This window comes from Mucilaginibacter sp. McL0603 (genome assembly GCF_049992945.1).
Taxonomy (GTDB): Bacteria; Bacteroidota; Bacteroidia; order Sphingobacteriales; family Sphingobacteriaceae; genus Mucilaginibacter.
On record NZ_CP188251.1, the window covers coordinates 3,495,120 to 3,517,448 of the forward strand.

The window sequence follows — 22,329 nt, forward strand, 5'->3', positions numbered from 1 at the left end:
TCGGTATTAAGTACTATTTATTGAACATTAAATCATAGTTGTAGATGATTAACATTACACTCCCTGACGGTTCCGCTCGTCAGTATGACAAGGGAACTACGTCCATGCAGATCGCGATGTCGATCTCCGAAGGATTAGCACGAAACGTATTAGCAGCCGAAGTTGATGGCCAGGTATGGGATGCAAGTCGCCCCATTGAGCACGACGCGAAAGTAAAACTATTGACCTGGAACGATTTACAGGGCAAGGCTACTTTCTGGCATTCATCAGCCCACTTAATGGCCGAGGCATTGGAAGCTTTGTATCCGGGTACCAAATTTGGTATTGGGCCTGCTATCGAAACAGGTTTTTATTATGATGTAGATTTTGGCGACCGCGAGTTTTCTTCGGACGATTTTAAGCAGATCGAAGATAAAATGATTGAACTGGCTAAAACTAAGGAGGAATATATCCGCAAGCCGGTTTCAAAAGCTGATGCTATTGAATATTTTACAAAAAAAGGCGATGAGTACAAGCTGGATCTGATAAAGGACCTGCCTGATGGCTCAATAACTTTCTATACACAAGGTAACTTTACAGACCTTTGTCGCGGGCCACATATACCCAACACAGGTTTTGTAAAAGCCGTTAAGCTGATGAACGTTGCCGGAGCTTACTGGCGTGGTGACGAAACCCGCAAACAACTGACACGTATTTACGCGGTTACTTTCCCTAAACAAAGTGAATTAACCGATTACCTGCACCTTATTGAGGAAGCCAAAAAACGCGACCACCGTAAATTAGGTAAGGAACTGGAGCTATTTGCTTTTTCTGAAAAAGTGGGCATGGGTTTACCATTATGGTTACCTAAGGGCGCAGCACTGCGCGAGCGTTTAACCAACTTTTTGCAAAAAGCACAGGTTAAAGCCGGCTATGAGCAGGTGATCACCCCGCATATCGGGCATAAAAACCTGTATGTAACATCCGGCCATTATGAAAAATATGGCAAGGATAGTTTCCAGCCGATACAAACACCGCAGGAGGGAGAAGAGTTTTTCTTAAAACCGATGAACTGCCCGCACCATTGCGAAATATATAAGACTAAACCACGCTCATATAAAGATCTTCCGGTACGTTACGCTGAGTTTGGTACTGTTTATCGTTATGAGCAAAGTGGTGAATTGCACGGTCTAACCCGTGTACGTGGCTTTACACAGGATGATGCGCACTTATTCTGCAGGCCTGACCAGGTGAAGGATGAGTTTAAGAAAGTGATTGACCTGGTATTGTATGTTTTCGGCGCTTTAGGCTTTGAAGATTATACTGCACAGATATCACTAAGAGACCCTGAAAACAAGGCAAAATACATCGGTACAGATGAAAACTGGGCATTGGCTGAACAAGCTATTATTGAAGCCGCTAATGAGAAAGGTTTACGCACTGTAGTAGAATTAGGCGAGGCCGCTTTCTATGGACCGAAGCTTGATTTTATGGTAAAAGATGCGTTAGGAAGAAAATGGCAGCTTGGAACTATACAGGTTGACTATAATTTACCTGAGCGTTTTGAACTGGAATATACCGGAAGTGACAATCAGAAACACCGCCCGGTAATGATCCACAGGGCTCCATTTGGCTCTTTAGAGCGCTTCGTGGCGGTTTTGATAGAGCATTGCGCCGGTAATTTCCCCTTATGGTTATCACCTGAACAATTTACTATTTTGCCGATATCTGAAAAATATGAAGAATATGCAAAAAAACTTTCTGATATATTAAAAGATTCCGATATTTGCGGGCTGATTGATTTCAGGGATGAGAAGATAGGGCGGAAGATACGCGATGCTGAAATCAAGAAAATCCCTTATATGCTGATTGTAGGCGAAAAAGAAGCAAACGAAGGTTTGGTTTCGGTTCGTAAACATGGTCAGGGAGATTTAGGCAGCATGACGATTGAAGAATTTAAACAACAAATAATAAAAGAAATAACAGTATAACTTGGCATTAAACAAACCCAATTTTAACAGAGGACCAAGGCCTCCCTTTAAGAAAAAGGAAGCCGAACATAACATTAATCAATTTATCAGAGCTCAGGAAGTTCGCCTTGTTGGTGATAACGTGGAGCAAGGTGTATATTCTTTGAAAGATGCCCTTGCCATAGCGCAGGAGCAGGAATTGGACCTTGTTGAAATATCTCCGAATGCTGTTCCGCCTGTTTGTAAAGTAGTTGACTATAACAAGTTTATCTACGAGCAGAAGAAAAAGCTGAAGGAGATAAAAAATAACGCCAAGCAAACAGTTATCAAGGAGATCCGCTTCGGACCGAATACTGATGACCATGACTTTGAATTCAAATTAAAGCATGCTATCAAATTCCTGGAAGCAGGCGAAAAGGTGAGGGCTTATGTGCATTTTAAAGGTCGTGCGATAGTTTACAAAGAGCAGGGCGAAATACTTTTATTACGTTTTGCACAGGCATTAGAAGAGGTAGGAAAAGTAGAGCAGTTGCCAAAGTTGGAAGGTAAACGGATGTTTTTGACCGTAGCCTCAAAAGGAGTGAAGAAATAATGTGCAGATATGCGAATATGCAGATGTGCAAATGAATTAATAAAGAAATAAATCCGAAATCGAACATTCGAATTCCGAAATAAAAATAAAACGTTGAGAAACGTAAATATCTAAAAACAAACAAGTAGAGTTATGCCAAAAATGAAAACCAATTCCAGTGCTAAAAAGCGCTTCAAGCTTACTGGAACAGGTAAAATCGCAAGAAAGAACGCATACAAAAGCCACATCTTAACCAAGATGTCAACAAAACGTAAGCGTAACCTTACCCACACCAGTTTAGTATCTGATGCGGATATGGGTAACGTAAAACGTATGCTTTGTATCGGAAAGTAATTAACAAATTTTAAAACCAGGTATTAGAGTTTACAAGATCAGCTAACCAGCTGACACTCACTACCAAAAAGACAAAAAGATGCCACGTTCAGTTAACGCAGTAGCGTCGAGAAGACGCCGGAAAAGAATCATGGACCTTGCAAAAGGTTATTATGGTTCACGCAGCAAGGTTTACACAGTTGCAAAAAACACAGTTGAAAAAGGTTTACAGTACGCTTATCGTGACCGTAAGACCAAAAAAAGAGAATTCAGGGCTTTATGGATCCAGAGGATCAACGCAGGTGCCCGCCAGCACGGAATTTCTTACTCACAATTAATTGGTAAGTTAACCGCTAAAAACATTGGTTTAAACCGCAAGGTTTTAGCTGATCTGGCGATGAATCACCCGGATGCTTTTAAAGCAGTTATTGACGCTGTAAAATAAAGATCCCTATCAAATATTGGAAAAGACCTGCATTTATGCGGGTCTTTTTGTTTTTGTTATATTTGATTATAAACAGAACCCTGCTCAAGGTCGTTTTTCCCTTGCTATAGAACAGGAAAAAAGGCTGTTATCAATGTTAACTGTCTTCAAAAACTGATCAACTCTCAATCGGCTATCCTGTTATAACCGCATTTGTGGCGTATTCTCTTGAAATGTTAGTTAACAAAGCAGGTTATTGCTTTTGCTTTAACGTGATAAAAAAGTAGTAAATAAGAAAACCTGCTGCTATGAACATAATCTCAATACCATAGGGCAAGACTGAATCGTCATTATAAGACAGGTAGTGGGTAACTACCAGGCCTAAACCGGTCATAAACAATACGCAACCCCATTTGAGTTGTTCGGCTCCGGAGTCTGTTAGCTTTTTCAGGAAATTAATCGCATCATTATCTATTGGTCCCGAATCAATAATGCGTTTTTTGAGGCGATAATTGTACCATGCGATGATAACAACTGCAATAACAATTACAAATATGACGACTGCTGCGAAGAATGCTATGTGCTGATCCATTTTTTTAAAATTGGTTAAAATTCATACAGTAGTCAGCAGCATAATCGTAAAGGTTGCAGATTTTTTTTTAGTATTTTTTGCAACCTTTATGCGATGGGCGTTGACTAATATCATATATGTTTAATGAAAAGGTGGTGGTTACCAGGATACTCAATGGCGATATGCGCGCCTTTGAACTGCTGGTAAAGCAGTATGAAAAGCTTGTTTTCCATGTTATCCACCGCCTTGTAAAAGAGCAACAAGCCGCTGAAGACATTTGTCAGGAAGTTTTTATCAAAGTGCATAAAAGCCTTGCGCGTTTTAATTTTCAATCCAAACTATCGACATGGATAGCGCGGATAACCTACCTGACCGCCATTAATTATTCGAGGAAATACTACCGGGAAAAGCCATCGGAATACCCTGAAGACCTGGAGAGCTATCATTTTACAACTGATACCCCCGAATATTTACTGACTAAAAAGGATACAGCCAGTTATGTTGAGCGATTGATATTACAATTGCCCGAAAAATACAGAACAGTGCTAACTTTATACCATCTGGACGAATTTTCGGGTCCCGAGATAGAAGAAATTACGGGAATGCCCGAAGGGACAGTGAAGAACTATCTTTTCAGGGCGCGAAAATTGCTAAAGAAAAAATTAGAGGTATATTTAAAAAACGAACAGCCATGATGGAAATGAATGATGACGAACTGCAGCGACTATTTGAGAGTGGTAACCAAATACTGCCGGGGAAATCGTTAAACAACGATGAGAAAGCTTACCAGGCTTTGTTTGAAGCATTAAAAAGCGAACCGGGGAACGGTTTGCCTTACAACTTTGCCAGTAAAGTAATACGTCATATCCAGGCTGAACAAAAGCCCGGAAGTGAATTGAAATATAACCTTATAGCGCTAATCTTATTTATTGTCGCCCTTGCAACTGTATGTAGTGCATTAGCTATTTTCAACCCTGGTGCAACTTCTGCATTGCTAAAATATAAATGGGTGCTTTTGTTATTCCCGGTTGTCTTTATTGCTATTCAGTATTTTGACCAAAAACTGGTAAAAAGAAGGATCTTCAGCATCAAATAATCACACAAGCCATAAAAAATATCCCAATAGCGATCCTCCCAAGACTACAATAGCGCTATTTAGTTTTTTAAAGACCAATGAAACTAACAGTCCGGCAGTTGCGATCAATATAGTTTTCCAGTCTGTAATAGCCGATCTCCCCATATCAACGCATACAGCCAATATTAAAGCTATCGAAGCCACATTAACTGTATCTAAAAATGCTGACATCGCTTTTGAGCTTCTTAGCTTTCGCACAAGTGGATTAAGAAAAGCAACAAACACAAACGAAGGCAGGAAAATCCCTGCTGTGGCTGCAACAGCTCCTTTTATTCCATCCATCTGCCAGCCAATAAAAGTAGCGGATGAAAATACCGGGCCGGGCGTAAACTGACCAACTGCTATAGCATCTATCAGTACCTGGTGCGTAATCATACCGGGTTTCACTAATTCGGTATTTAGAAAAGCAAAAAGCACGTAACCGCTTCCATATAAAATGGAGCCTACTTTTAAGAATATCCAGAATATTTTAGATTGAGAGGGAGAAATCTTTATATCTTCTGAAAGCAAAAGTGAAAGTGGCAATATGAAATTAATCGATGCGGCTTTGTTTTTGGCTAAATAAATCAAGATACCAAGAAAACCGGCACCGAACAATATATAGATTTCATTTACTCCATATAGTGCCAATATTACACATATAACACCAATAAGCCCTAACTCAATATTCTTTAATGCCTTTTTACCTAATGTGATCATCAGCGATATGACAACTCCGATGATGGCCGGCTTGATACCATAGATAAAAGGCGCTACCTGAGGGAGAGTGCCATATCGTTGATACGCCCAGGCAAGCAAGCCGGTGATAATTACTGCTGGCAAAATAAAACATGCACCGGCAACCAGTAACCCTTTCCATCCGGCTCTTTCGTGTCCGCAATGTAATGCCATTTCAGTAGAATTTGGGCCGGGTATTAGATTAGTGGCACCGATAAGATCGAGGAAGTGCTCATGTGATAGCCATTGCCGTTTCCTCACTATTTCCTCTTCCATTATAGCGATGTGCACGGCCGGGCCTCCGAAACCGATAAACCCCAGCTTTAAAAACACTCTAGCTACTTCTGCTAATTTTGACTTTTCGCTCATCAGTAAGAGTTCCCATTTAGAAAGGATTATACTTAAAATCGGGCATCAATAACTAAACTTAAACTTTTTCAGATCAGGTTTATATTTTCTTTCCCGTTGTAATTCGTATTTATAAATCACCTGCCCCAAATTCTTCATAAAAGGCAGACAAACAGTTTTGTATTCGTATTTATTATCGTTGTAAATACCATCTTCATTAGATTGCACCACTGCAGAAATAATAAACTCGACCTTGTTTTTAAAGTCGACGATATAAGCATTGTCAATATCATACCCGTACGAATCGCCTATCTTATTAAATATCCTGATATTGGGGTTAATCACCGCCAAACTATCCCCACCATAAAACAACCACTTGCAGTAGGCAGGAAAATATTCCGGCGGACTGTAAGTTGGATGCTTACTTTCCGTAGGCCACATGCTCATGTACTTATAGATGAATTTATATTGATCATCTGTCAGATTAAATCGATCATTCTCCGGATAAACTTCAGGGAACAATAGTCCTCTCAAAATCGATTGCTGATCAACAAGCGGGTAAATGTTATTTTGTGAAAAGTCAAAGGGTTCCATTACTAACTTATCGTTCTTATCCAAATAACCTTTGCCTTGCAACATATTCTCCAGGTGCATAGGATAATCCCTGGAATCATACAGCGCAGGCTTGCTATAAACCAGTTTTTCCCCATTATAAAAATTTACCGGGTTGGTATGACGAGTGCTTTCGCCCTTATCACCAATAGCCAAACGGGCGATAATACGGGTACCGTTCAGGCCATATTTCTTTAGCTTATTATTGATCTCTTCCCGCCCTACAAATTCATAAAGGCGGTTATAAGCATCATTATCGCTTACAAGGAGTATCTTTTTGATATAGTTGTCTATACTGGGCAAACCGCTTTTTGAGGTTGAGTCTTTGGTCACTTTCGTCTGCCCGGCAAAAGCACTGTCAGTAATCATTGTGGACTTGGTGTCAAATCCTTTAATATTTAACTCATTCAGTTTTTCAAGGCCGAATATAGCCGTAGGCAATTTTACAGTGCTGGCAGGGTAGAAGTAGTGGTTAGCATTAAGTCGATAGCTATATGATTTGAAATGTGGAACATTGTTTTCATCCCTGTCAATTTGGGTGTATAATATTTGCACCTCGTTGTGAGTGGGATGATGCAATATATGTTCAAATAATTCAGGATGTGAGTCAATCATGTTTTTCAGGAAAACAGTATCAGGCTGTTGGGCCATGGCAGATAAACTTAAAATGAGTAAAAGGTTAGTAAAAAATAGCTTCATGCTGATAAATATAGAGAATAGTTGATTGAGTTAAGTGGTTGATTAAGTTGAATGGTTTAGTCAGGCTGATTTTAAAACTTAATCAACCAAATCCAACTTAGTCAACTCAATCAACTAACATTTGAAAATAACGAAACCATAAGCTACATTTGCAACGCTTTAGGTTTTTCCGATAATATCGGGAGATTAAAAGGGAATCAGGTGTATAATCCTGAACTGTCCCGCAGCTGTAAGCTCCATAACCATTGCCCATTCATGGCCACTGTCCTGATTATTCAGAACGGGAAGGCAGGGCAAAAGGGGAGTAAGTCAGAAGACCTGCCAGAGCATAGAATTATTCATAGCTTTCGGGGATTGAAGCTTGAATGTGAAACTCGTCCATCATTGTTTCCATTCCAAACTTTCTTTCCGTATGCTGTGATGTTAGCTCACAAACATGCAAGGAAAAGTAAATATTTTGAAAATTATTCCGCTGTTATCGGTCGGACTACTGTGCTTTTCGCTTGTTTTCCCATCTGTATCATTTGCTCAAACCGATACCGCTAAAAAGCTAAAAGAGGTTAATGTTTCATCTGTTACTGCACCTAAAATAAATTCAATTGCCCCTGCACAACAAATAACTGCTAACGATTTTAACAAATACAGCGCATTTAACGTCGCTGATGCCATCAGGGATTTTGCGGGAGTTAACATAATAGATTATGGAGGCATAGGGGGATTAAAAACAGTTTCTGTGCGCAGTTTAGGGGCAGATAATACAGCAGTGTTATATAATGGTGTGCAATTGAATGATGCACAGAACGGGCAAATAGACCTAAGCAAATTCAACCTGAATAATATTCAGCAAATCACATTGTACAATGCGCAACCATCGGATATCTGCCAAACAGCACGTGCCTATGCATGGGCGAGTATACTTTCTATTAAAACAGTCTTACCGCAATTAAGGGCTGCAGATCCTTATAGAATATTGCTTGGAGTAAAGGGTGGTTCTTTCGGGTTGATCAATCCTTATTTACAATGGCAGCAGCGCATCAATAATTATTGGTCGTTTGTGGTAAATGGTTCTGTTGAAGGTGCGAACGGTCGCTATAAATACAAACAAAATAATGATGGATCTGATACTCTTGCCACCCGGCAAAATGGAGATATCCATGCGCAACAGGCAGATGGTGAATTATATTGGATAAAATCAGACAGTAATAAGTTTAATCTCCAATTTAACTACTATAATTCGGATAGAGGGCTTCCCGGCCCTGTTGTTTTTTATGCAGCACCGACTAATCAGCGATTATATAATACAGATTATTTTATACAATCCGGATATCAGCACATTGCTCACAATAGTTTACAAGTGCTAATTAACACTAAAGTATCACAAAGCTTTGTTCACTTTATTGAAACAGGGGTTTACAATACCACAGGTATCACGGATGAACATTACTCGCAACGCGAGTTTTACCAATCAGCTGCAATTGCCTATAACATTCTTCCGGCATGGAAAATTTCTTATTCATCAGATCTGGACATTAGTGGACTACAATCAGATGTATATAAATACGATTTCCCGACAAGGTTAAGCCTGTTTAATGTGCTTGCCACTGATTTGTATTTGGGTAACTGGCGCTTACAAGGAAATTTATTAAATACGTATATAACGGACCAGGTTAGAACGGGCACTGCTGCCGCTTCCAAATCAGCCTATACGCCAGCCTTAATTGCTACTTTTTTACCATTTGGTAATCAAGACATTCAACTGAGGGCCTATTATAAAAGCACCTTCCGCAATCCGACTTTTTCAGAGCAGTATTATTATGCAATTCAGCCAAGGCCACTCAAACCCGAACAGGCAGATCAATATAATTTAGGAGCAGTATATACCAGGAATATGAGTGGTTTTATGGACTACATCACGCTTAGTGTTGATGCCTATTATAATAATGTCAAAGATAAAATAACTTACATTCCAACCCGTTCACCCGAAACACCTTCGGTTGTAAATCTGGGGAAAGTTGAGATTAAGGGCCTGGATGCTGTTTTTAAAACTCAATTTAATCCTTTTTACGGCTGGAAAGCCACTTTCGCAGCCAATTATACTTTCCAGCAAGCATTGGATGTTACTGACCCAACCGACCTGTATTACCTGGAACAGATTCCTTATACACCCAAAAACACCCTGGCTCTAAATGCCGGTCTCTCTCATAATCAATTTGGGATATATTATAACCAGGTAGTTTCATCATCAAGATATGAAAACAGTAATAATACTCCTGAATACTACATACCCGGATATAGTGTAAGCGATGCATCCCTTGTTTATAAATTCCATATCAGTTCATTTCCTGTAATGGCATCGACAGAGATAAATAACATTTTTAATAAAAGTTATGTTATTATCAGTAACTACCCAATGCCGGGCCGGTCTTACAGATTCACATTTCAAATAACCATTTAATCAATATATAAAAACATGAAAACATTTAAACCTAACTATCTATTTGTCTCAATTGCACTTGCAATAACGCTGGCGTCGTGCCACAAAGACAAAAGAGTAACCCCTGATACCCCGACGGCACAAAGAGCAGGAGTTTACATACTGGATCAGGGTAATTTAGGTAGCCCTAACAGCGCATTAACTTATTATGATTATACTACTAAAACCTTGACGCCGGATATATTTACTACAGCCAATGGCAGAGGATTAGGTAATACGGCTAATGATTTAAAGATATATGGTTCAAAAATGTATATCGTGGTAGATAAATCCGGAACGGTAGAGGTGGTAGATAGCAAAACAGCAAAATCCATCAAAAAAGTCCTTTTCCAAAACAGTGATCTTTCTTCAAGAGAACCACGCGATATTGCATTTTCTAATGGATTTGCTTACGTTTCTCTTTATGATGGCAATGTAGCTGTAATGGATACCGTATCGTTTACAATTAGTAAATATATTCCTGTTGGCCGCAACCCGGAACAACTGGCTGTGAGCAACGGTAAGCTATATGTGGCTAACGGCGGTGGTTTAAGTTTTCCTGATGTAGATAGCACCTTATCTGTCATTAACCTAACCAGCTTAACTGAAACCAAAAAAATAAATGTTGGGCCTAATCCTTATGCGGTTTCGGTTGATAAATATGGTGATGTTTTTGTAACTGCTTATGGTGTTTTTGGGGTAAGCAACGCTACTTTAAGCATTGTAAACAGTTCTACTGATGCATTAACTTCTAAAGTTGATTTTGGTGGGGGACCGTTTTCTATTAACGGAGATAATGCTTATTACATTGATGTAGATGGTTCCGTTAAAATATTTAATGTTAAAACCTTTACTTCATCAACAACCAATTTTATATCAGACGGAACTTCGATCACTACACCGTTTGCTATTGCTGTAGATCCATTGACAAGTGAGGTTTTTGTTACCGATGCTAAAGATTATAATTCAAACGGACTATTGTATGCCTTTGACAAAACAGGTAAAAAGGAGTATAGCATTGTTACGAACATTAATCCTGGCGCCATTGTTTTTGTAAATAAGTAATTTTTTGTTTAGTATATAATCAGTAATTTTACTGCATAAATAAGATCATGACACTACAAAAAGTAAATACGCGCAATGCGGTACTCGTTTTAATGATTATCGCTGCAGGCGCATTCCGCCTGGTTAGTTATAAATACCCTTATGTATTAAGCAATTTTACACCTGTTGGCGCAATGGCGCTTTTCGGTGGGGCATACTTTACTGATAAATGGAAAGCCTACCTGGTACCGTTGCTTACGCTTTTTGTGAGTGATGTGTTATTAAACCATCTGTATACCTCTAAATGGGAACTATGGGACAATAGTTCTATTATGGTCTATATATGCTTCGCAATTATCGTTTTTGTGGGCAGTCTTATTAAGAAAGTAAATTTTGTGAATGTATTTTTAGCATCATTGGTTGCTGTTGTTCTGCATTGGTTATTGACTGATATTCCTTTTGTTGGAACATTATATCCGCATACATTTTCTGGCTATATGCAATCACTGGTTGCTGCAATACCATTTGAAAAGAATATGCTTTTTGGTGATATAGTTTTCTGTGCGATCCTTTTCGGTGGATTTGAATTTGCCAAGAGCAAATACACTACTTTGCGTACCAGCCAGAAATTTGCAGTTTAAATAAAATCAAAATATTGAAGAAGCGATCGGCCAATGGCAGGTCGCTTTTTTTGTTTTAAATCAATTTATACTATGAAACACATTGTGGTATTAACCGGTGCCGGAATAAGCGCTGAGAGCGGCTTAAAGACTTTTAGGGACAGCGATGGCTTGTGGGAGGGATATAACATCCAGGATGTGGCCACGCCTGAAGCCTGGGAATGGAACCCGGCGCTTGTACAAGACTTTTATAATATGCGCCGGAAATCTGTTCTGGAAGCAAAACCTAATTCCGCTCATTGTGCTTTGGCCCAACTTGAAGAAAAATTTAAGGTAACCATCATCACTCAGAATATAGATGATCTGCACGAAAGGGGTGGCTCAACAAATGTGGTTCATTTGCATGGTATCATTACCCGCTCGCAATCCAGCAAAAACCCAAACCTTACTTACCCCATTAACGGTTGGGAATTAAAAATGGGCGAGCTATGCGAATTAGGTTCTCAGCTAAGAGCGCATGTGGTATGGTTTGGCGAAGCCGTACCGATGATTGACGAGGCGGCAAGTATCTGTACTACGGCTGATCTGTTTATTCTTGTTGGTTCTTCGCTGGCGGTTTATCCGGCAGCAGGGTTGATCAATTATGTACCTCGCAATGTGCCGAAATATATTATTGATCCGAAGATACCATATTTGCCTTCTGATCATTTTATTAAGATAGAAGAGAAGGCCACGCTAGGAGTGCCATTGTTAACAAATGAATTATTGAATGAGTGAATTAGTGATTGATTTTATTTACAAATTGTCTATCACTATGCTTTTGAAAAACACCAATAATCCTTTAATAGTGCAAATTATGGCACAGACAAAAATTACTCATTCACTCATTCACTAATTTACTAATTAAAATGACAAACTGCATCTTCAACTGGAGCGGCGGCAAGGATAGCGCGTTGGCTCTTTACCATTGCTTACAAAACCCGGATCTCGATATTAAATATCTTGTAACTACTGTCAACGATGCTGTCGACCGTATATCTATGCACGGTGTGCGTGTTGAGCTGTTGATCGAACAGGCTGAAAGTATCGGGATACCATTGTACCAGGTACGTTTACCCGAGATGCCGGGTATGGCAGAATATGATGCCATCATGCAAAAAACAATGGAGCATTTTAGATCGGAAGGAATTACCCACGCCATTTTCGGTGATATATTTTTACAGGATCTGAAAGACTACAGGGATGCTCGTTTGGCCGAGGCTGGAATGACGGGTATTTATCCTTTATGGAAAAGAGATACTAATGAACTTATTAATGAATTTCTGAATCTTGGATTTGGGACAGTGATCGCCTGCACACAGGAGCGATTAGAAAGAATCGCAGGAAAGGAGATCACAGAAGAACTGATCTTATCGTTACCCGACGATATAGACGTTTGCGGAGAGAATGGAGAATTCCACACCTTTGCTTTTAAAGGACCCATTTTTAAAAACGAGATAGCTTATAAAACAGGCGAAAAAGTTTTCAAACAATATGCTGCTCCGAAGGATACAAACGATACCTGTTTTTCATCTGCTCCCGAAAAACCTGCGGGCTTTTGGTATTGCGATTTGTTACCAAAATAGTCGAAAACGCCTTGATTTTGGCTTATTTTAGTGGCAGAATATAATTCTGTTTGATGTATTTTATAGTTATAAACAACTTATAAACAATACTTTATGTTATTTTAGTTAAATTATTAAATTAACTTGATTATACTTACTAAAAGTAGACATATTTGCCTGGTGTATTCCAATCGCCATTTATCACACCAAATAAAATTTGGCTATGCTCAAATAGAATATATAACTAACTGTAATACATATATTTATGTAGATTAGTTAACTTAGTAATTGTATCTATAATATGCTTCCTTGTAATCCTTACGCATTTCAGTAAATCTGGCGGCTATCTTCGTTAAAAACTCTTCATCCAGCAATTCGAATACACTGTTTACACCATCAGTCAGATCCATATCGGATATCTTATAACTTTGCTCCAAGGTGCCTTGCTCTGCTTTCACAATAAACTTGTCGTTCATATTGAGGATAGAAATTTTAAATTCCGGGTGGGGTAGTTCTGCAATAATTCTCATAATTCATCAAAATTAATTAGTCCCTTTAGGGGATCAATATTATTTAAGGTTCCAAAAGTGGCAATAGGTTTAAAACGTGCGAATAGTTCTTCGCTGTACCAGTTTTCGGCTCGTGTCTTTTTTATTACTTCAGCATGTTCTTTTGAGCGATAGGCAAATCCTTTTACATCATCCAAGTTATTCCATACAGAGAAAGTGGCTTGTTTATAAAACGGTCGCTCGCCAATTCCTAAAGAAAACAAATAGCCGGGTGCTTTTTTCATCAACTCAGAAACTCTGTCAACATTGGCCCAAAAGTTCTTTAAGCGATTGAAGCGGACGGTTGCCCTTGTTAAAATAGCTATAGGTCCGTTGTAGTTCTCAATATTTGGATTTCCGAATGGCTCTTTTCCATCCCATTTTCCGTGGCTTTGCAAAGGTTCTAATAAGATCGTCCATTTTTCAATGCAGAATACGTTCCACCATTTTGCTATAAAGGATCGATCATAAAATTTATCAAAATCATCACGACTCTTCCAAACAGCTAATAATCCCCATTGTTGCCAGTCGGGATAAAGATCAAAAGTGCCGCTTTTGCCGCTTCCCAATAGCTGCCAGAAAGTGCAGCCTTTTTGAAACAGCATTGGCAACCGATGTACAGCCATAGCCAATAAGGCGAATGGAATAAACGACTTGCGATAGCGTACCATGGTTAAACTGACGATCATCAGGACGAAATAAAAGATTAAATATGAGATTTGAGTTATTTAATTTAAATGGCGCTTATGTACATTTGTTTTATGGCTGAAGATTTAACAATAACCAAATCAACAGATAAGCAGGAGCAGTACCAATCGCTTATTCCTCAAATTGAAGCATTGCTTTATGGTGAACATGATCTGATTGCTAACCAGGCAAATATATGCGCTGCATTAAAGGAACAGTTTAAGTGGTTTTGGGTTGGCTTCTATATGGTAAAAGGTGGCGAGTTAGTTTTGGCCCCGTTCCAGGGACCGGTTGCCTGTACCCGTATTGCCAAAGGAAAAGGTGTTTGCGGCACTGCGTGGGAGCAGGGAAAAACCTTGATCGTACCTGATGTGGATGCCTTCCCCGGGCATATTGCATGCAGTTCACTTTCACGTTCTGAGATCGTCATCCCGGTTTATCATAACAACGAGGTAATAGGCGTATTGGATGTTGATAGCGAAGAACTGGATCAGTTTGATGAGATCGATGCACAATACCTGGAGCAGATAGTAAAACTGTTGCAATTTTAAATGAGCCGGATATTCCTGATAGCCGGTTTGGGCGCTGATGAAAGGATCTATGAACATATCGATCTTAAAGGTCATGAAGTGATCAATGTCAAATGGATCGAGCCTGATAAGAAAGACACACTGTCTACCTACGCACAAAAGCTGATCTATCATTATTCAATAACTCCGCAATCAATTGTTATAGGCAATTCTTTAGGCGGCATGCTGACTATTGAAATAGCAAAAAGGGTAGAATTAAATAAAGCAATCCTTATATCCAGTATAAAAACCGTGGAGGAAGCGCCACTGAGTTTTAAATGGTACAGATATCTGCCATTATACCGCCTCTTACCAGAGAAGTGGCTGCCATTAATGGGCTTCATGGTTAAAAAGGTTATGGGTAAGATGTCGAAGCATCACCAGGAGTTATTTATCAGTATGCTAAAGAGCACTTCACCCAAATTTGTTAAATGGGCTATGGGCGCTATCTTGCACTGGGACAATCAAACCATACCAAAAAATGTTTATCACATAACCGGTGATAAGGATAAAATATTCCCATATAAAAGGATCAAAGGTGCAACCGTTGTAAAAGGCGGTACGCATATTATGATCTTTAACAAAGCCAAACAGATCAATACCTGGTTAAAAGAAATATTAGAAAATTGAAACTTCCGCAATCCTATTATCTCGGTTCTGACGTAGTCGCGATCGGCAAAAGCCTGTTAGGAAAGTATTTATTTACTTCTATTAATGGTTTAATAAGTGGAGGATATATTACTGAAACAGAATCTTATAATGGAGTAGTTGATCGTGCTTCTCATGCGTTTGGCAACCGCAAAACACCACGAACTCAAATTATGTATGAAGAGGGAGGCATCGCTTATATTTATTTGTGCTATGGTATTCACGAGATGTTAAATATAGTTACTTCGGTTGAAGGCCAACCGCATGCTATCCTGATAAGGGCAATAGAACCAACAACAGGAATAGACATTATGCTAGCCCGCAGAAACATGCTGACCTTAAAACCCAATATTACTGCCGGGCCTGGCTCTGTTGCAAAAGCATTAGGAATAAACCGCAAACTAAACGGCATCAGCCTTCAAAGTGAGGCGCTGTGGATAGAGGATAAAGGATTAAGCTTTTCTGATGACCAGATCGCTGCTGTTCCGCGAATAGGGGTTGCTTATGCCGGTGAAGATGCATTATTGCCATATCGCTTTTATGTAAAAGGGAATATTTACGTAAGTAAGCCTAATAAATAATTCCTAATATTGATCAATGATTTACCAGGATACATTAGAATTTGCTAAAGAGCTTGATGCCCAGGATGAGTTGCGCAGTTTCCGAAATGAGTTTTTGATTCCGCAACACAATGGTAAGGATGCTATTTATTTATGCGGCAATTCGTTAGGGCTTCAACCTAAATTAGCAGAGAAATATCTTAAGGCACAATTAAATAGCTGGAAGGATCTGGCAGTGGAAGGTTGGTTTCAGGGGGATGATCCATGGTTACAGTTTCATCACCAGCTAAAACAGCCATTGGCAAATCTCGTAGGGGCCAAAACTGAGGAAATTACAGTAATGAATTCACTTACAGTAAATCTTCACTTATTGCTTGTAAGTTTCTATCAACCAAATACTAAACGGTATAAAATATTAATGGAAGGCGGGGCTTTCCCATCAGATCAGTATGCGGTGGAAAGCCAGGTGGTCTATCATGGATTTAAACCAGAAGATGCCATTATTGAGCTATTTCCACGAGAGGGTGAGTTCACGCTGAGGACTGAAGATGTACTTTCTGCCATTGAAAAAAATGCTAATGAACTGGCTCTGGTGTTGTTCGGCGGAATAAATTATTACACGGGACAGCTTTTCGATATGGCGGCTATTACTGCGTCGGCTCATAAGGCCGGAGCTTATGTGGGGTTTGACCTTGCCCATGCAACAGGTAATGTGCCTTTAAGTTTGCATGATTGGGATGCGGATTTTGCTTGCTGGTGCTCTTACAAATACATGAACTCCGGGCCGGGTGGTATCAGCGGTATATTTGTCCACGAGAAACACTTTAACAACCCTCAGTTGAAACGATTTGCCGGCTGGTGGGGCTACAGACCAGACAAACGCTTTTTAATGACTCCGGGCTTTGATCCTGCAAAAGGAGCAGAGGGCTGGCAGGTGAGTACAAGCCCAATTTTGTTAATGGCTGTGCATAAAGCTGCGCTGGACGTTTTTGAAAAGGCAGGTGGATTGGAAAAGCTCAGGCAGAAAAGCATTCTGCTGACAGGCTATCTGGAATATTTGTTAAACGAAATCAACCGTAAACATGGTGAAGCGTTGTTCCAGATCATTACGCCGAAAAATCCAGATGAGCGTGGATGTCAGTTATCCATTATTTGCAAACGCGATGGTAAGAAGATTTTCAATTACCTGTCTGAAAACGGCGTTATAGGCGATTGGCGCGAACCGGATGTAATCAGGCTGAGCCCGGTGCCGCTGTATAACTCATTTAAAGACGTATACGAGGCGATAATGCATCTGGACAGGTATCTGGTCATTTCAGAATAGTTTTTATGCTGAGGATAGCTTATGACCCCATTTACGCCCATCCGTTGCCGAAGGGACATCGCTTCCCGATGCTGAAGTATGAATTAATACCGGCACAACTCATCCATGAAGGAATAATTACCCAGGCTAATTTATTTTCTCCCGAACCTTCGCAGGAAGAAATTATCCTTTGGACGCACGATGAAAATTACTGGCATCAATTACGCGATCTTACCCTGCCACCAAAAGAACAACGGCGCATCGGCTTCCCCTTATCCGCACAATTGGTTGAACGCGAAACACGTATCGCCAAAGGAACTATTGATGGGTGCCACTTTGCTTTTGATCATGGTATTGCTTTTAACGTGGCTGGTGGCACGCATCATGCCGGAACCAATTGGGGGGAAGGTTTTTGTTTACTAAACGACCAAGCTATTTCAGCTAACTATTTACTACATAATAATTTATCATCATCTATCTTAATAATTGATTTAGATGTACACCAAGGCAACGGCACTGCCCAGATATTTGAAAATGAACCAAGGGTGTTCACTTTTTCGATGCATGGCGCTAATAATTTCCCTTACCGCAAAGAGCGATCAGACCTGGACATTCCTCTACCGGATGGTACAAGTGATAAAGAGTATCTGGATATCGTAAAACAAACTCTTCCGAAATTGATCGCTCAACAAAAGCCGGATTTTATATTTTACTTATCAGGGGTTGATGTATTGGCTACAGATAAACTAGGGAAACTAAGCCTGAGCAAAGAAGCTTGCAAGGAGCGGGACAGGTTCGTATTAGAACAATGTCACAAACATCAAATTCCGGTGCAGGTAAGCATGGGAGGGGGGTACTCAACCGATATCAGAGCTATTGTGGATGCGCATTGCAATACCTATAGGTTGGCTCATGATCTGTATTTTTAATCCTGCGCGACAATTAAAGTCGATTTAATTTGGTGTTTCCTGCTGATTATCTGGAAACGGATAAATAACAGGATAGAAGCCGTCAGCAATCCCAATACTAATCCATACCAGACCCCGGATACCCCCATATTGAATTTTATCCCCAGCAGGTAACCAATCGGTAAACCAATGATCCAATAAGCGATAAATGTTATAAAGGTTGGAATGTTGACATCACCCATACCACGCAATACCCCGAGACCCACAACCTGTGTTCCATCAAATAACTGAAAGAAAGCTGCGATGATAAGTAACTGTGCTGCAATAATAATAACACGATTGTCTGAAGTATATATCCACGGAAGCAAGTGATTTCCAAAGGTAAATAAGATGGCAGTTGTAGACATAAAAACAATGGCGATATGATAATTGGATATCGCCGATAACCTTAATTCCTGATGCTTCCTGGCTCCAAAAAAGTTACCGGATTTAATAGCTGCCGCAGCTGAAATCCCACTTGCAGCCATGTAAGTTAATGAGGCCAAACTGATGGCAACCTGGTGAGCAGCCTGAGCTATTGGACTGATAGTACCGATCAAAATTGCAGCACCACTAAAGGCACTTATCTCAAACGTATATTGCAAGGCAACCGGGGCGCCTATCTTCAATATCTTAATGCTGCGTAATTTATTAATGCTGCTCAATGCAAAATTGCTCAGGTATATCCTGAAATGTTTTGATCTGAAAACGTAAATGCTCATTACAACGGCCATCGTGCAACGATCGATCAGTGTACTGTAGCCAACACCTTTGATACCCATAGGATGAATGCCAAACATGCCTTTTACAAATATGATCCCGAGACAGATATTAAGCGCATTGCCCCAAATAGAGATCAGCATGGCTTGTTTTGTAAAGCCTAATCCTTCCGCAAATTGCTTAAAAGTATTAAATATCATCAGAGGGATAAGTGAGATCCCCATCAGGAATAAATAGGGTCTTGCCTGGCGCACAACTTCAGCAGATTGATCTAAATGTCCAATTAATTGCATTGCACCAAAGCTGATCAGCACAAATAAAACTATGCTGGCAATACTATTAATCAATAAACTATTTGAAAGCAGTTGCCCACATTCTTCGTACTCATGGCGGCCATTATGCTGGGCAATTAATGGCGTAATACCATACGACAAACCCAGCCCGATCACCATTGCCATTACAAAAATGCTATTTACCAGCGCTACTGCTGCCAAAGGAATAGTGCCGGCAAAGTGCCCAACAATGATACTATCAGCAGTCTGCACCAGAGTATGGCCGATCTGTGATATCACCACGGGGATGGCAAGCCGAAGGCTGTCCCGGTAATAGGGCTTGTATTTTTGATAAAGCGCGTTCATTTATGGCTGAATTGGCGAAGAGCGTAAATGTAATAAATTATGGAATACCCTTAAGCAGCCGTGTAATATTCTTCCTTCTCTGTTGTATGAATCCGGATGACGCCTGAAAGTACCATATTAACCAAAATACGTTGTGCATTGCGGCGGCTCAGCTTAAGCAGATCACAATATTCTTTTATGCTGATACGCTGCATTTTCTCCAGATATTCCAGTAAGGCTTTTTCTTTGGACGAGTATTCAATCAGTACCCCTTTATCATTAGTTGAACGCTTAAGCACATCAACTACTATTTTACTGGCCAATACGCTTTTATCTTTTACACGCACATAAACCCACCATTTTCCATCTTCGGCCAGCGAATAGTGCGGTTTAGTGTTGCTCTCTTCAATTTCAACCACTAAAACCAGTTTGTCATCTACATAAATTTCTTCGAAGATCGGTTCCAAAGCAGGCTTGGAATACATTTGTGCAGCTTTTGTGATCATATAACGCTCTTCGTCTTCTGATTTCACTCCTTTTATTGTCCCGTCATCGGCTACGCCAATAAGTAAACGACCGCCCTTGTTATTGGCAAACGATACCATTGTACGTGCGATCTTTTCACAACTGGTAATGGTTTTTTTAAAATCAAGTGTTACGCCTTCACCCTCAAAAATCGTTTTTTTGATATTCATTTTTCTTCCCCCTGATTTATTTTCTGATAAGGTGTAAAAATCTCCATCCAATTTTGGGGCTTACTCAACTCTTTAAAACCAAACTGCTCATACAAGCCGTGTGCATCCAGTGTCGCAAGCGACCAACGCCTTAAACCCTGAAACTCGTGATACTGTCTTATGGTTTGCATAAGCCACTTTGAAAGCCCTAACCGCCTGTAGTCGGGCAATATAAACACATCACAAATATAACCAAAAGTGGCCATATCAGTCACTACACGGGTAAAACCGGCTTGTTTCTTACCATGATAAACACCAAAACAAATAGAATGTTCAATGGCCTTTTTTAGCCTGTCAGCCGTTATACCTTGTGCCCAATAAGAATCGTTAGCCAGGTAATTATAAACGGTCTCAAAATCAATCAGACTTTTATCTGTTGAGATGCTAAACCCTTTTTCAATAAAGGCCTTGTCGTTAATTATTACTTTCATCAGATTGCAACAGTGTTATTGGTTTCACTATATTGTAGATTACGCAGGTATACTTCAGCCATAACTGAAACACATAATTCCCCAGACTTATTGTACATTTCAATAGGATAGGCCTTGGTATGTTTACCTACAGTGTTTAGTACATGCTCAACCTCGTTAATATCATCATCAGTTATTTTAATGTCGAAAATGAGATCCGTTCGCCCTGGTTTTAAATAGTTTATCTGAGCAGATTTAAGCCATACCCGGACTTTATACCCTTTATGTATTAATATCTGATGGAAAAGTAAGGGGTAAAACGGATCTGCTCCTGCGAAAATAGTACCGCCAAAAATGGAGTTGTTGTAGTTATTGTTAATCAGGCTTTTGTTTACCTTGACCCGCACGCCGCGAAAGTTCTTTTCAAACCTGATCACCCAAATGCGCTGAAACAGGAGGGGGGGATAAAAACGCATCGCCCACTTCAAAACATTTTCGGATACCACCATGATGGCTAAATATCCGAAAATTATGGGTAAACATGGTAAGAAAAGTTAAGAATATGAGTTTTACCAGACTAATTTGTATCCAATCTCATCGGTAATTTTAGATTATGCTTCTTACTACACCGCCATCAGCACGCAGCGCAGCACCGTTAGTAGCTGATGATAGAGGACTTGCTATATAAGTTACGAGATTGGCAATCTCATCCGGACTGGCAAAACGCTGTACCAGGGATGATGGCCGCATGTGCTGAAAAAAGTCTTTTTCGACCTGATCGACGCTTTTATTCTGATCTCTTGCCAGGTTTTCAATAAACCCACCAACGCCTTCAGAACCCGTCGGCCCTGGTAAAACTGTATTTACAGTCACGTTAGTGCCTTTAGTTAATTCGGCTAAACCGCGTGATATAGCAAGCTGAGCAGTTTTTGTCATGCCATAATGTATCATCTCAGCAGGGATTTGTATAGCTGATTCGCTTGAAATAAAGATGATGCGGCCCCAATTTTTCTCCAGCATTTTATCAAAATAAGCTCGCGACAGACGGATACCACTTAGCACATTCACTTCGAAAAATTTGAACCAATCAGCATCCGGGATATCTTTAAATGCTTTTGGTTCAAAAATCCCAACGTTATTTATCAGGATATCGACATCCGGTAGTTGTTTTATCAAATTATCTATTTGTTTGCTGTCAGAAAAGTCTACAGCAAAACCTTCAATATTTTGATTCCAGGTTTCATCTTTTAATTTTTTAATAGCTTCCTGAACGCGCTCAGTTGTGCGGCCATTAATATATACGTGTGCATTTTCATTGGCTAATTGCCTTGCAATAGCATATCCAATACCGGCGGTTGAACCGGTAACCAGCGCTTTTTTATTATTTAATTGCAGATCCATATATTTTCAATTGTTAGATATAATGCTAAGCTACCACCTATCAGTTTGAATACAATTTCTAAATCAAAAAGATGGAACAATACTG

Annotated in this window: 26 protein-coding genes and 1 riboswitch; of the genes, 16 read left to right on the forward strand and 10 right to left on the reverse strand. The window is 39.8% G+C overall.

Annotated elements, in window-relative coordinates; all coding sequences use genetic code 11:
• Positions 1–44: 44 nt before the first annotated feature.
• The 4 genes from thrS to rplT all read left to right on the forward strand — a co-directional run bounded on the left by thrS (position 45) and on the right by rplT (position 3,298).
• Positions 45–1,970 carry a threonine--tRNA ligase gene (gene thrS, locus ACPPVU_RS16020; RefSeq protein ID WP_426667530.1) on the forward strand — a complete coding sequence of 642 codons (1,926 nt, stop codon included), beginning with the start codon at positions 45–47 and terminating at the stop codon, positions 1,968–1,970.
• A 1-nt stretch (position 1,971) separates the two neighbouring features.
• Positions 1,972–2,541, forward strand: coding sequence for a translation initiation factor IF-3 (gene infC / locus ACPPVU_RS16025; protein ID WP_426667531.1), 570 nt, complete (start codon positions 1,972–1,974; stop codon positions 2,539–2,541).
• Positions 2,542–2,673: 132 nt separating this feature from the next.
• Positions 2,674–2,874 carry a 50S ribosomal protein L35 gene (gene rpmI, locus ACPPVU_RS16030; protein WP_214070640.1) on the forward strand — a complete coding sequence of 67 codons (201 nt, stop codon included), beginning with the start codon at positions 2,674–2,676 and terminating at the stop codon, positions 2,872–2,874.
• Between the two features lie 79 nt (positions 2,875–2,953).
• Positions 2,954–3,298, forward strand: coding sequence for a 50S ribosomal protein L20 (rplT, locus tag ACPPVU_RS16035; protein ID WP_426667532.1), 345 nt, complete (start codon positions 2,954–2,956; stop codon positions 3,296–3,298).
• Positions 3,299–3,530: 232 nt separating this feature from the next.
• Here rplT and ACPPVU_RS16040 read toward each other — a convergent pair whose 3' ends face one another.
• Positions 3,531–3,869, reverse strand: coding sequence for a DUF6249 domain-containing protein (locus tag ACPPVU_RS16040; protein WP_426667533.1), 339 nt, complete (start codon positions 3,867–3,869; stop codon positions 3,531–3,533).
• Between the two features lie 116 nt (positions 3,870–3,985).
• On the opposite strand from ACPPVU_RS16040, the gene ACPPVU_RS16045 reads away from it, so the two are divergent.
• A complete protein-coding gene (locus ACPPVU_RS16045; protein ID WP_426667534.1) occupies positions 3,986–4,543 on the forward strand; it encodes an RNA polymerase sigma factor in 558 nt (185 codons plus the stop codon).
• A complete protein-coding gene (locus ACPPVU_RS16050) occupies positions 4,540–4,944 on the forward strand; it encodes a hypothetical protein (RefSeq protein WP_426667535.1) in 405 nt (134 codons plus the stop codon). The genes ACPPVU_RS16045 and ACPPVU_RS16050 overlap by 4 nt, the downstream gene beginning before the upstream one ends.
• Here ACPPVU_RS16050 and chrA read toward each other — a convergent pair whose 3' ends face one another.
• Together chrA and ACPPVU_RS16060 are read right to left on the reverse strand one after the other, a co-directional pair.
• Positions 4,945–6,069, reverse strand: a complete 1,125-nt coding sequence (gene chrA / locus ACPPVU_RS16055) for a chromate efflux transporter (protein ID WP_426667536.1) — start codon at positions 6,067–6,069, stop codon at positions 4,945–4,947.
• A 45-nt stretch (positions 6,070–6,114) separates the two neighbouring features.
• Positions 6,115–7,359, reverse strand: coding sequence for a serine hydrolase (locus ACPPVU_RS16060; protein ID WP_426667537.1), 1,245 nt, complete (start codon positions 7,357–7,359; stop codon positions 6,115–6,117).
• Between the two features lie 143 nt (positions 7,360–7,502).
• Positions 7,503–7,699, forward strand: a riboswitch (cobalamin riboswitch).
• A 96-nt stretch (positions 7,700–7,795) separates the two neighbouring features.
• Here ACPPVU_RS16060 and ACPPVU_RS16065 point away from each other — a divergent pair.
• The 5 genes from ACPPVU_RS16065 (at position 7,796) to ACPPVU_RS16085 (ending at position 13,121) form a co-directional block, all read left to right on the forward strand.
• Positions 7,796–9,814 (forward strand): TonB-dependent receptor plug domain-containing protein, encoded by a 2,019-nt coding sequence (locus ACPPVU_RS16065; protein ID WP_426667538.1) that lies wholly within the window; start codon positions 7,796–7,798, stop codon positions 9,812–9,814.
• Positions 9,815–9,829: 15 nt separating this feature from the next.
• Positions 9,830–10,897: a DUF5074 domain-containing protein gene (locus tag ACPPVU_RS16070; protein ID WP_426667539.1), complete on the forward strand. Its 1,068-nt coding sequence runs from the start codon at positions 9,830–9,832 to the stop codon at positions 10,895–10,897.
• Positions 10,898–10,944: 47 nt separating this feature from the next.
• Positions 10,945–11,517, forward strand: a complete 573-nt coding sequence (locus ACPPVU_RS16075; RefSeq protein ID WP_426667540.1) for a DUF6580 family putative transport protein — start codon at positions 10,945–10,947, stop codon at positions 11,515–11,517.
• Positions 11,518–11,589: 72 nt separating this feature from the next.
• Complete coding sequence (locus tag ACPPVU_RS16080; protein ID WP_426667541.1) at positions 11,590–12,273, forward strand: SIR2 family NAD-dependent protein deacylase; 684 nt, start codon at positions 11,590–11,592, stop codon at positions 12,271–12,273.
• 131 nt (positions 12,274–12,404) lie between these two features.
• Entirely contained in the window at positions 12,405–13,121 is a 717-nt protein-coding gene (locus tag ACPPVU_RS16085) for a diphthine--ammonia ligase (protein WP_426667542.1), read from the forward strand.
• 260 nt (positions 13,122–13,381) lie between these two features.
• Here the strand turns inward: ACPPVU_RS16085 and ACPPVU_RS16090 are convergent, their stop codons facing one another.
• Together ACPPVU_RS16090 and ACPPVU_RS16095 are read right to left on the reverse strand one after the other, a co-directional pair.
• Positions 13,382–13,630: a hypothetical protein gene (locus tag ACPPVU_RS16090; RefSeq protein ID WP_426667543.1), complete on the reverse strand. Its 249-nt coding sequence runs from the start codon at positions 13,628–13,630 to the stop codon at positions 13,382–13,384.
• Positions 13,627–14,337: a DUF3291 domain-containing protein gene (locus ACPPVU_RS16095; RefSeq protein ID WP_426667544.1), complete on the reverse strand. Its 711-nt coding sequence runs from the start codon at positions 14,335–14,337 to the stop codon at positions 13,627–13,629. Before ACPPVU_RS16095 ends, ACPPVU_RS16090 begins: the two co-directional genes overlap by 4 nt.
• Before the next feature lie 72 nt (positions 14,338–14,409).
• On the opposite strand from ACPPVU_RS16095, the gene ACPPVU_RS16100 reads away from it, so the two are divergent.
• From ACPPVU_RS16100 to ACPPVU_RS16120, 5 genes are read left to right on the forward strand one after another with little or no spacing between them, the layout of a single operon-like run.
• The gene (locus ACPPVU_RS16100; RefSeq protein WP_426667545.1) at positions 14,410–14,886 is read left to right on the forward strand and encodes a GAF domain-containing protein; all 477 of its coding nucleotides are present in this window, start codon (positions 14,410–14,412) and stop codon (positions 14,884–14,886) included.
• Positions 14,887–15,534, forward strand: coding sequence for a hypothetical protein (locus tag ACPPVU_RS16105; protein WP_426667546.1), 648 nt, complete (start codon positions 14,887–14,889; stop codon positions 15,532–15,534).
• Entirely contained in the window at positions 15,531–16,133 is a 603-nt protein-coding gene (locus ACPPVU_RS16110) for a DNA-3-methyladenine glycosylase (RefSeq protein WP_426667547.1), read from the forward strand. The genes ACPPVU_RS16105 and ACPPVU_RS16110 overlap by 4 nt, the downstream gene beginning before the upstream one ends.
• A gap of 16 nt (positions 16,134–16,149) precedes the next feature.
• Positions 16,150–17,436, forward strand: a complete 1,287-nt coding sequence (gene kynU / locus ACPPVU_RS16115; protein ID WP_426667548.1) for a kynureninase — start codon at positions 16,150–16,152, stop codon at positions 17,434–17,436.
• Between the two features lie 5 nt (positions 17,437–17,441).
• On the forward strand, positions 17,442–18,344 hold the full coding sequence (locus tag ACPPVU_RS16120) for a histone deacetylase family protein (RefSeq protein ID WP_426667549.1): 903 nt from the start codon (positions 17,442–17,444) through the stop codon (positions 18,342–18,344).
• Here the strand turns inward: ACPPVU_RS16120 and ACPPVU_RS16125 are convergent.
• The 5 genes from ACPPVU_RS16125 to ACPPVU_RS16145 form a co-directional block, all read right to left on the reverse strand.
• Positions 18,341–19,720, reverse strand: coding sequence for an MATE family efflux transporter (locus ACPPVU_RS16125; RefSeq protein WP_426667550.1), 1,380 nt, complete (start codon positions 19,718–19,720; stop codon positions 18,341–18,343). The two genes, ACPPVU_RS16120 and ACPPVU_RS16125, sit on opposite strands and share 4 nt — an antisense overlap.
• Before the next feature lie 50 nt (positions 19,721–19,770).
• Positions 19,771–20,394: an RNA-binding domain-containing protein gene (locus tag ACPPVU_RS16130; RefSeq protein ID WP_426667551.1), complete on the reverse strand. Its 624-nt coding sequence runs from the start codon at positions 20,392–20,394 to the stop codon at positions 19,771–19,773.
• On the reverse strand, positions 20,391–20,864 hold the full coding sequence (locus ACPPVU_RS16135) for a GNAT family N-acetyltransferase (RefSeq protein ID WP_426667552.1): 474 nt from the start codon (positions 20,862–20,864) through the stop codon (positions 20,391–20,393). Before ACPPVU_RS16135 ends, ACPPVU_RS16130 begins: the two co-directional genes overlap by 4 nt.
• Positions 20,864–21,352, reverse strand: a complete 489-nt coding sequence (locus ACPPVU_RS16140; protein WP_426667553.1) for a DUF4442 domain-containing protein — start codon at positions 21,350–21,352, stop codon at positions 20,864–20,866. Before ACPPVU_RS16140 ends, ACPPVU_RS16135 begins: the two co-directional genes overlap by 1 nt.
• Before the next feature lie 97 nt (positions 21,353–21,449).
• Positions 21,450–22,244, reverse strand: a complete 795-nt coding sequence (locus tag ACPPVU_RS16145) for an SDR family NAD(P)-dependent oxidoreductase (RefSeq protein ID WP_426667554.1) — start codon at positions 22,242–22,244, stop codon at positions 21,450–21,452.
• Positions 22,245–22,329 lie beyond the last annotated feature (85 nt).

Excerpts from the sequence above, each read along its gene's own strand:
- thrS (WP_426667530.1), top strand. The coding sequence starts at position 45 with ATGATTAACATTACACTCCCTGACGGTTCCGCTCGTCAGTATGACAAG.
- rpmI (WP_214070640.1), top strand. The coding sequence starts at position 2,674 with ATGCCAAAAATGAAAACCAATTCCAGTGCTAAAAAGCGCTTCAAGCTT.
- rplT (WP_426667532.1), top strand. The coding sequence starts at position 2,954 with ATGCCACGTTCAGTTAACGCAGTAGCGTCGAGAAGACGCCGGAAAAGA.
- ACPPVU_RS16040 (WP_426667533.1), bottom strand. The coding sequence starts at position 3,869 with ATGGATCAGCACATAGCATTCTTCGCAGCAGTCGTCATATTTGTAATT.
- ACPPVU_RS16045 (WP_426667534.1), top strand. The coding sequence starts at position 3,986 with ATGTTTAATGAAAAGGTGGTGGTTACCAGGATACTCAATGGCGATATG.
- ACPPVU_RS16050 (WP_426667535.1), top strand. The coding sequence starts at position 4,540 with ATGATGGAAATGAATGATGACGAACTGCAGCGACTATTTGAGAGTGGT.
- chrA (WP_426667536.1), bottom strand. The coding sequence starts at position 6,069 with ATGAGCGAAAAGTCAAAATTAGCAGAAGTAGCTAGAGTGTTTTTAAAG.
- ACPPVU_RS16060 (WP_426667537.1), bottom strand. The coding sequence starts at position 7,359 with ATGAAGCTATTTTTTACTAACCTTTTACTCATTTTAAGTTTATCTGCC.
- ACPPVU_RS16065 (WP_426667538.1), top strand. The coding sequence starts at position 7,796 with ATGCAAGGAAAAGTAAATATTTTGAAAATTATTCCGCTGTTATCGGTC.
- ACPPVU_RS16070 (WP_426667539.1), top strand. The coding sequence starts at position 9,830 with ATGAAAACATTTAAACCTAACTATCTATTTGTCTCAATTGCACTTGCA.
- ACPPVU_RS16075 (WP_426667540.1), top strand. The coding sequence starts at position 10,945 with ATGACACTACAAAAAGTAAATACGCGCAATGCGGTACTCGTTTTAATG.
- ACPPVU_RS16080 (WP_426667541.1), top strand. The coding sequence starts at position 11,590 with ATGAAACACATTGTGGTATTAACCGGTGCCGGAATAAGCGCTGAGAGC.
- ACPPVU_RS16085 (WP_426667542.1), top strand. The coding sequence starts at position 12,405 with ATGACAAACTGCATCTTCAACTGGAGCGGCGGCAAGGATAGCGCGTTG.
- ACPPVU_RS16090 (WP_426667543.1), bottom strand. The coding sequence starts at position 13,630 with ATGAGAATTATTGCAGAACTACCCCACCCGGAATTTAAAATTTCTATC.
- ACPPVU_RS16095 (WP_426667544.1), bottom strand. The coding sequence starts at position 14,337 with ATGATCGTCAGTTTAACCATGGTACGCTATCGCAAGTCGTTTATTCCA.
- ACPPVU_RS16100 (WP_426667545.1), top strand. The coding sequence starts at position 14,410 with ATGGCTGAAGATTTAACAATAACCAAATCAACAGATAAGCAGGAGCAG.
- ACPPVU_RS16105 (WP_426667546.1), top strand. The coding sequence starts at position 14,887 with ATGAGCCGGATATTCCTGATAGCCGGTTTGGGCGCTGATGAAAGGATC.
- kynU (WP_426667548.1), top strand. The coding sequence starts at position 16,150 with ATGATTTACCAGGATACATTAGAATTTGCTAAAGAGCTTGATGCCCAG.
- ACPPVU_RS16120 (WP_426667549.1), top strand. The coding sequence starts at position 17,442 with ATGCTGAGGATAGCTTATGACCCCATTTACGCCCATCCGTTGCCGAAG.
- ACPPVU_RS16125 (WP_426667550.1), bottom strand. The coding sequence starts at position 19,720 with ATGAACGCGCTTTATCAAAAATACAAGCCCTATTACCGGGACAGCCTT.
- ACPPVU_RS16130 (WP_426667551.1), bottom strand. The coding sequence starts at position 20,394 with ATGAATATCAAAAAAACGATTTTTGAGGGTGAAGGCGTAACACTTGAT.
- ACPPVU_RS16135 (WP_426667552.1), bottom strand. The coding sequence starts at position 20,864 with ATGAAAGTAATAATTAACGACAAGGCCTTTATTGAAAAAGGGTTTAGC.
- ACPPVU_RS16140 (WP_426667553.1), bottom strand. The coding sequence starts at position 21,352 with ATGGTGGTATCCGAAAATGTTTTGAAGTGGGCGATGCGTTTTTATCCC.
- ACPPVU_RS16145 (WP_426667554.1), bottom strand. The coding sequence starts at position 22,244 with ATGGATCTGCAATTAAATAATAAAAAAGCGCTGGTTACCGGTTCAACC.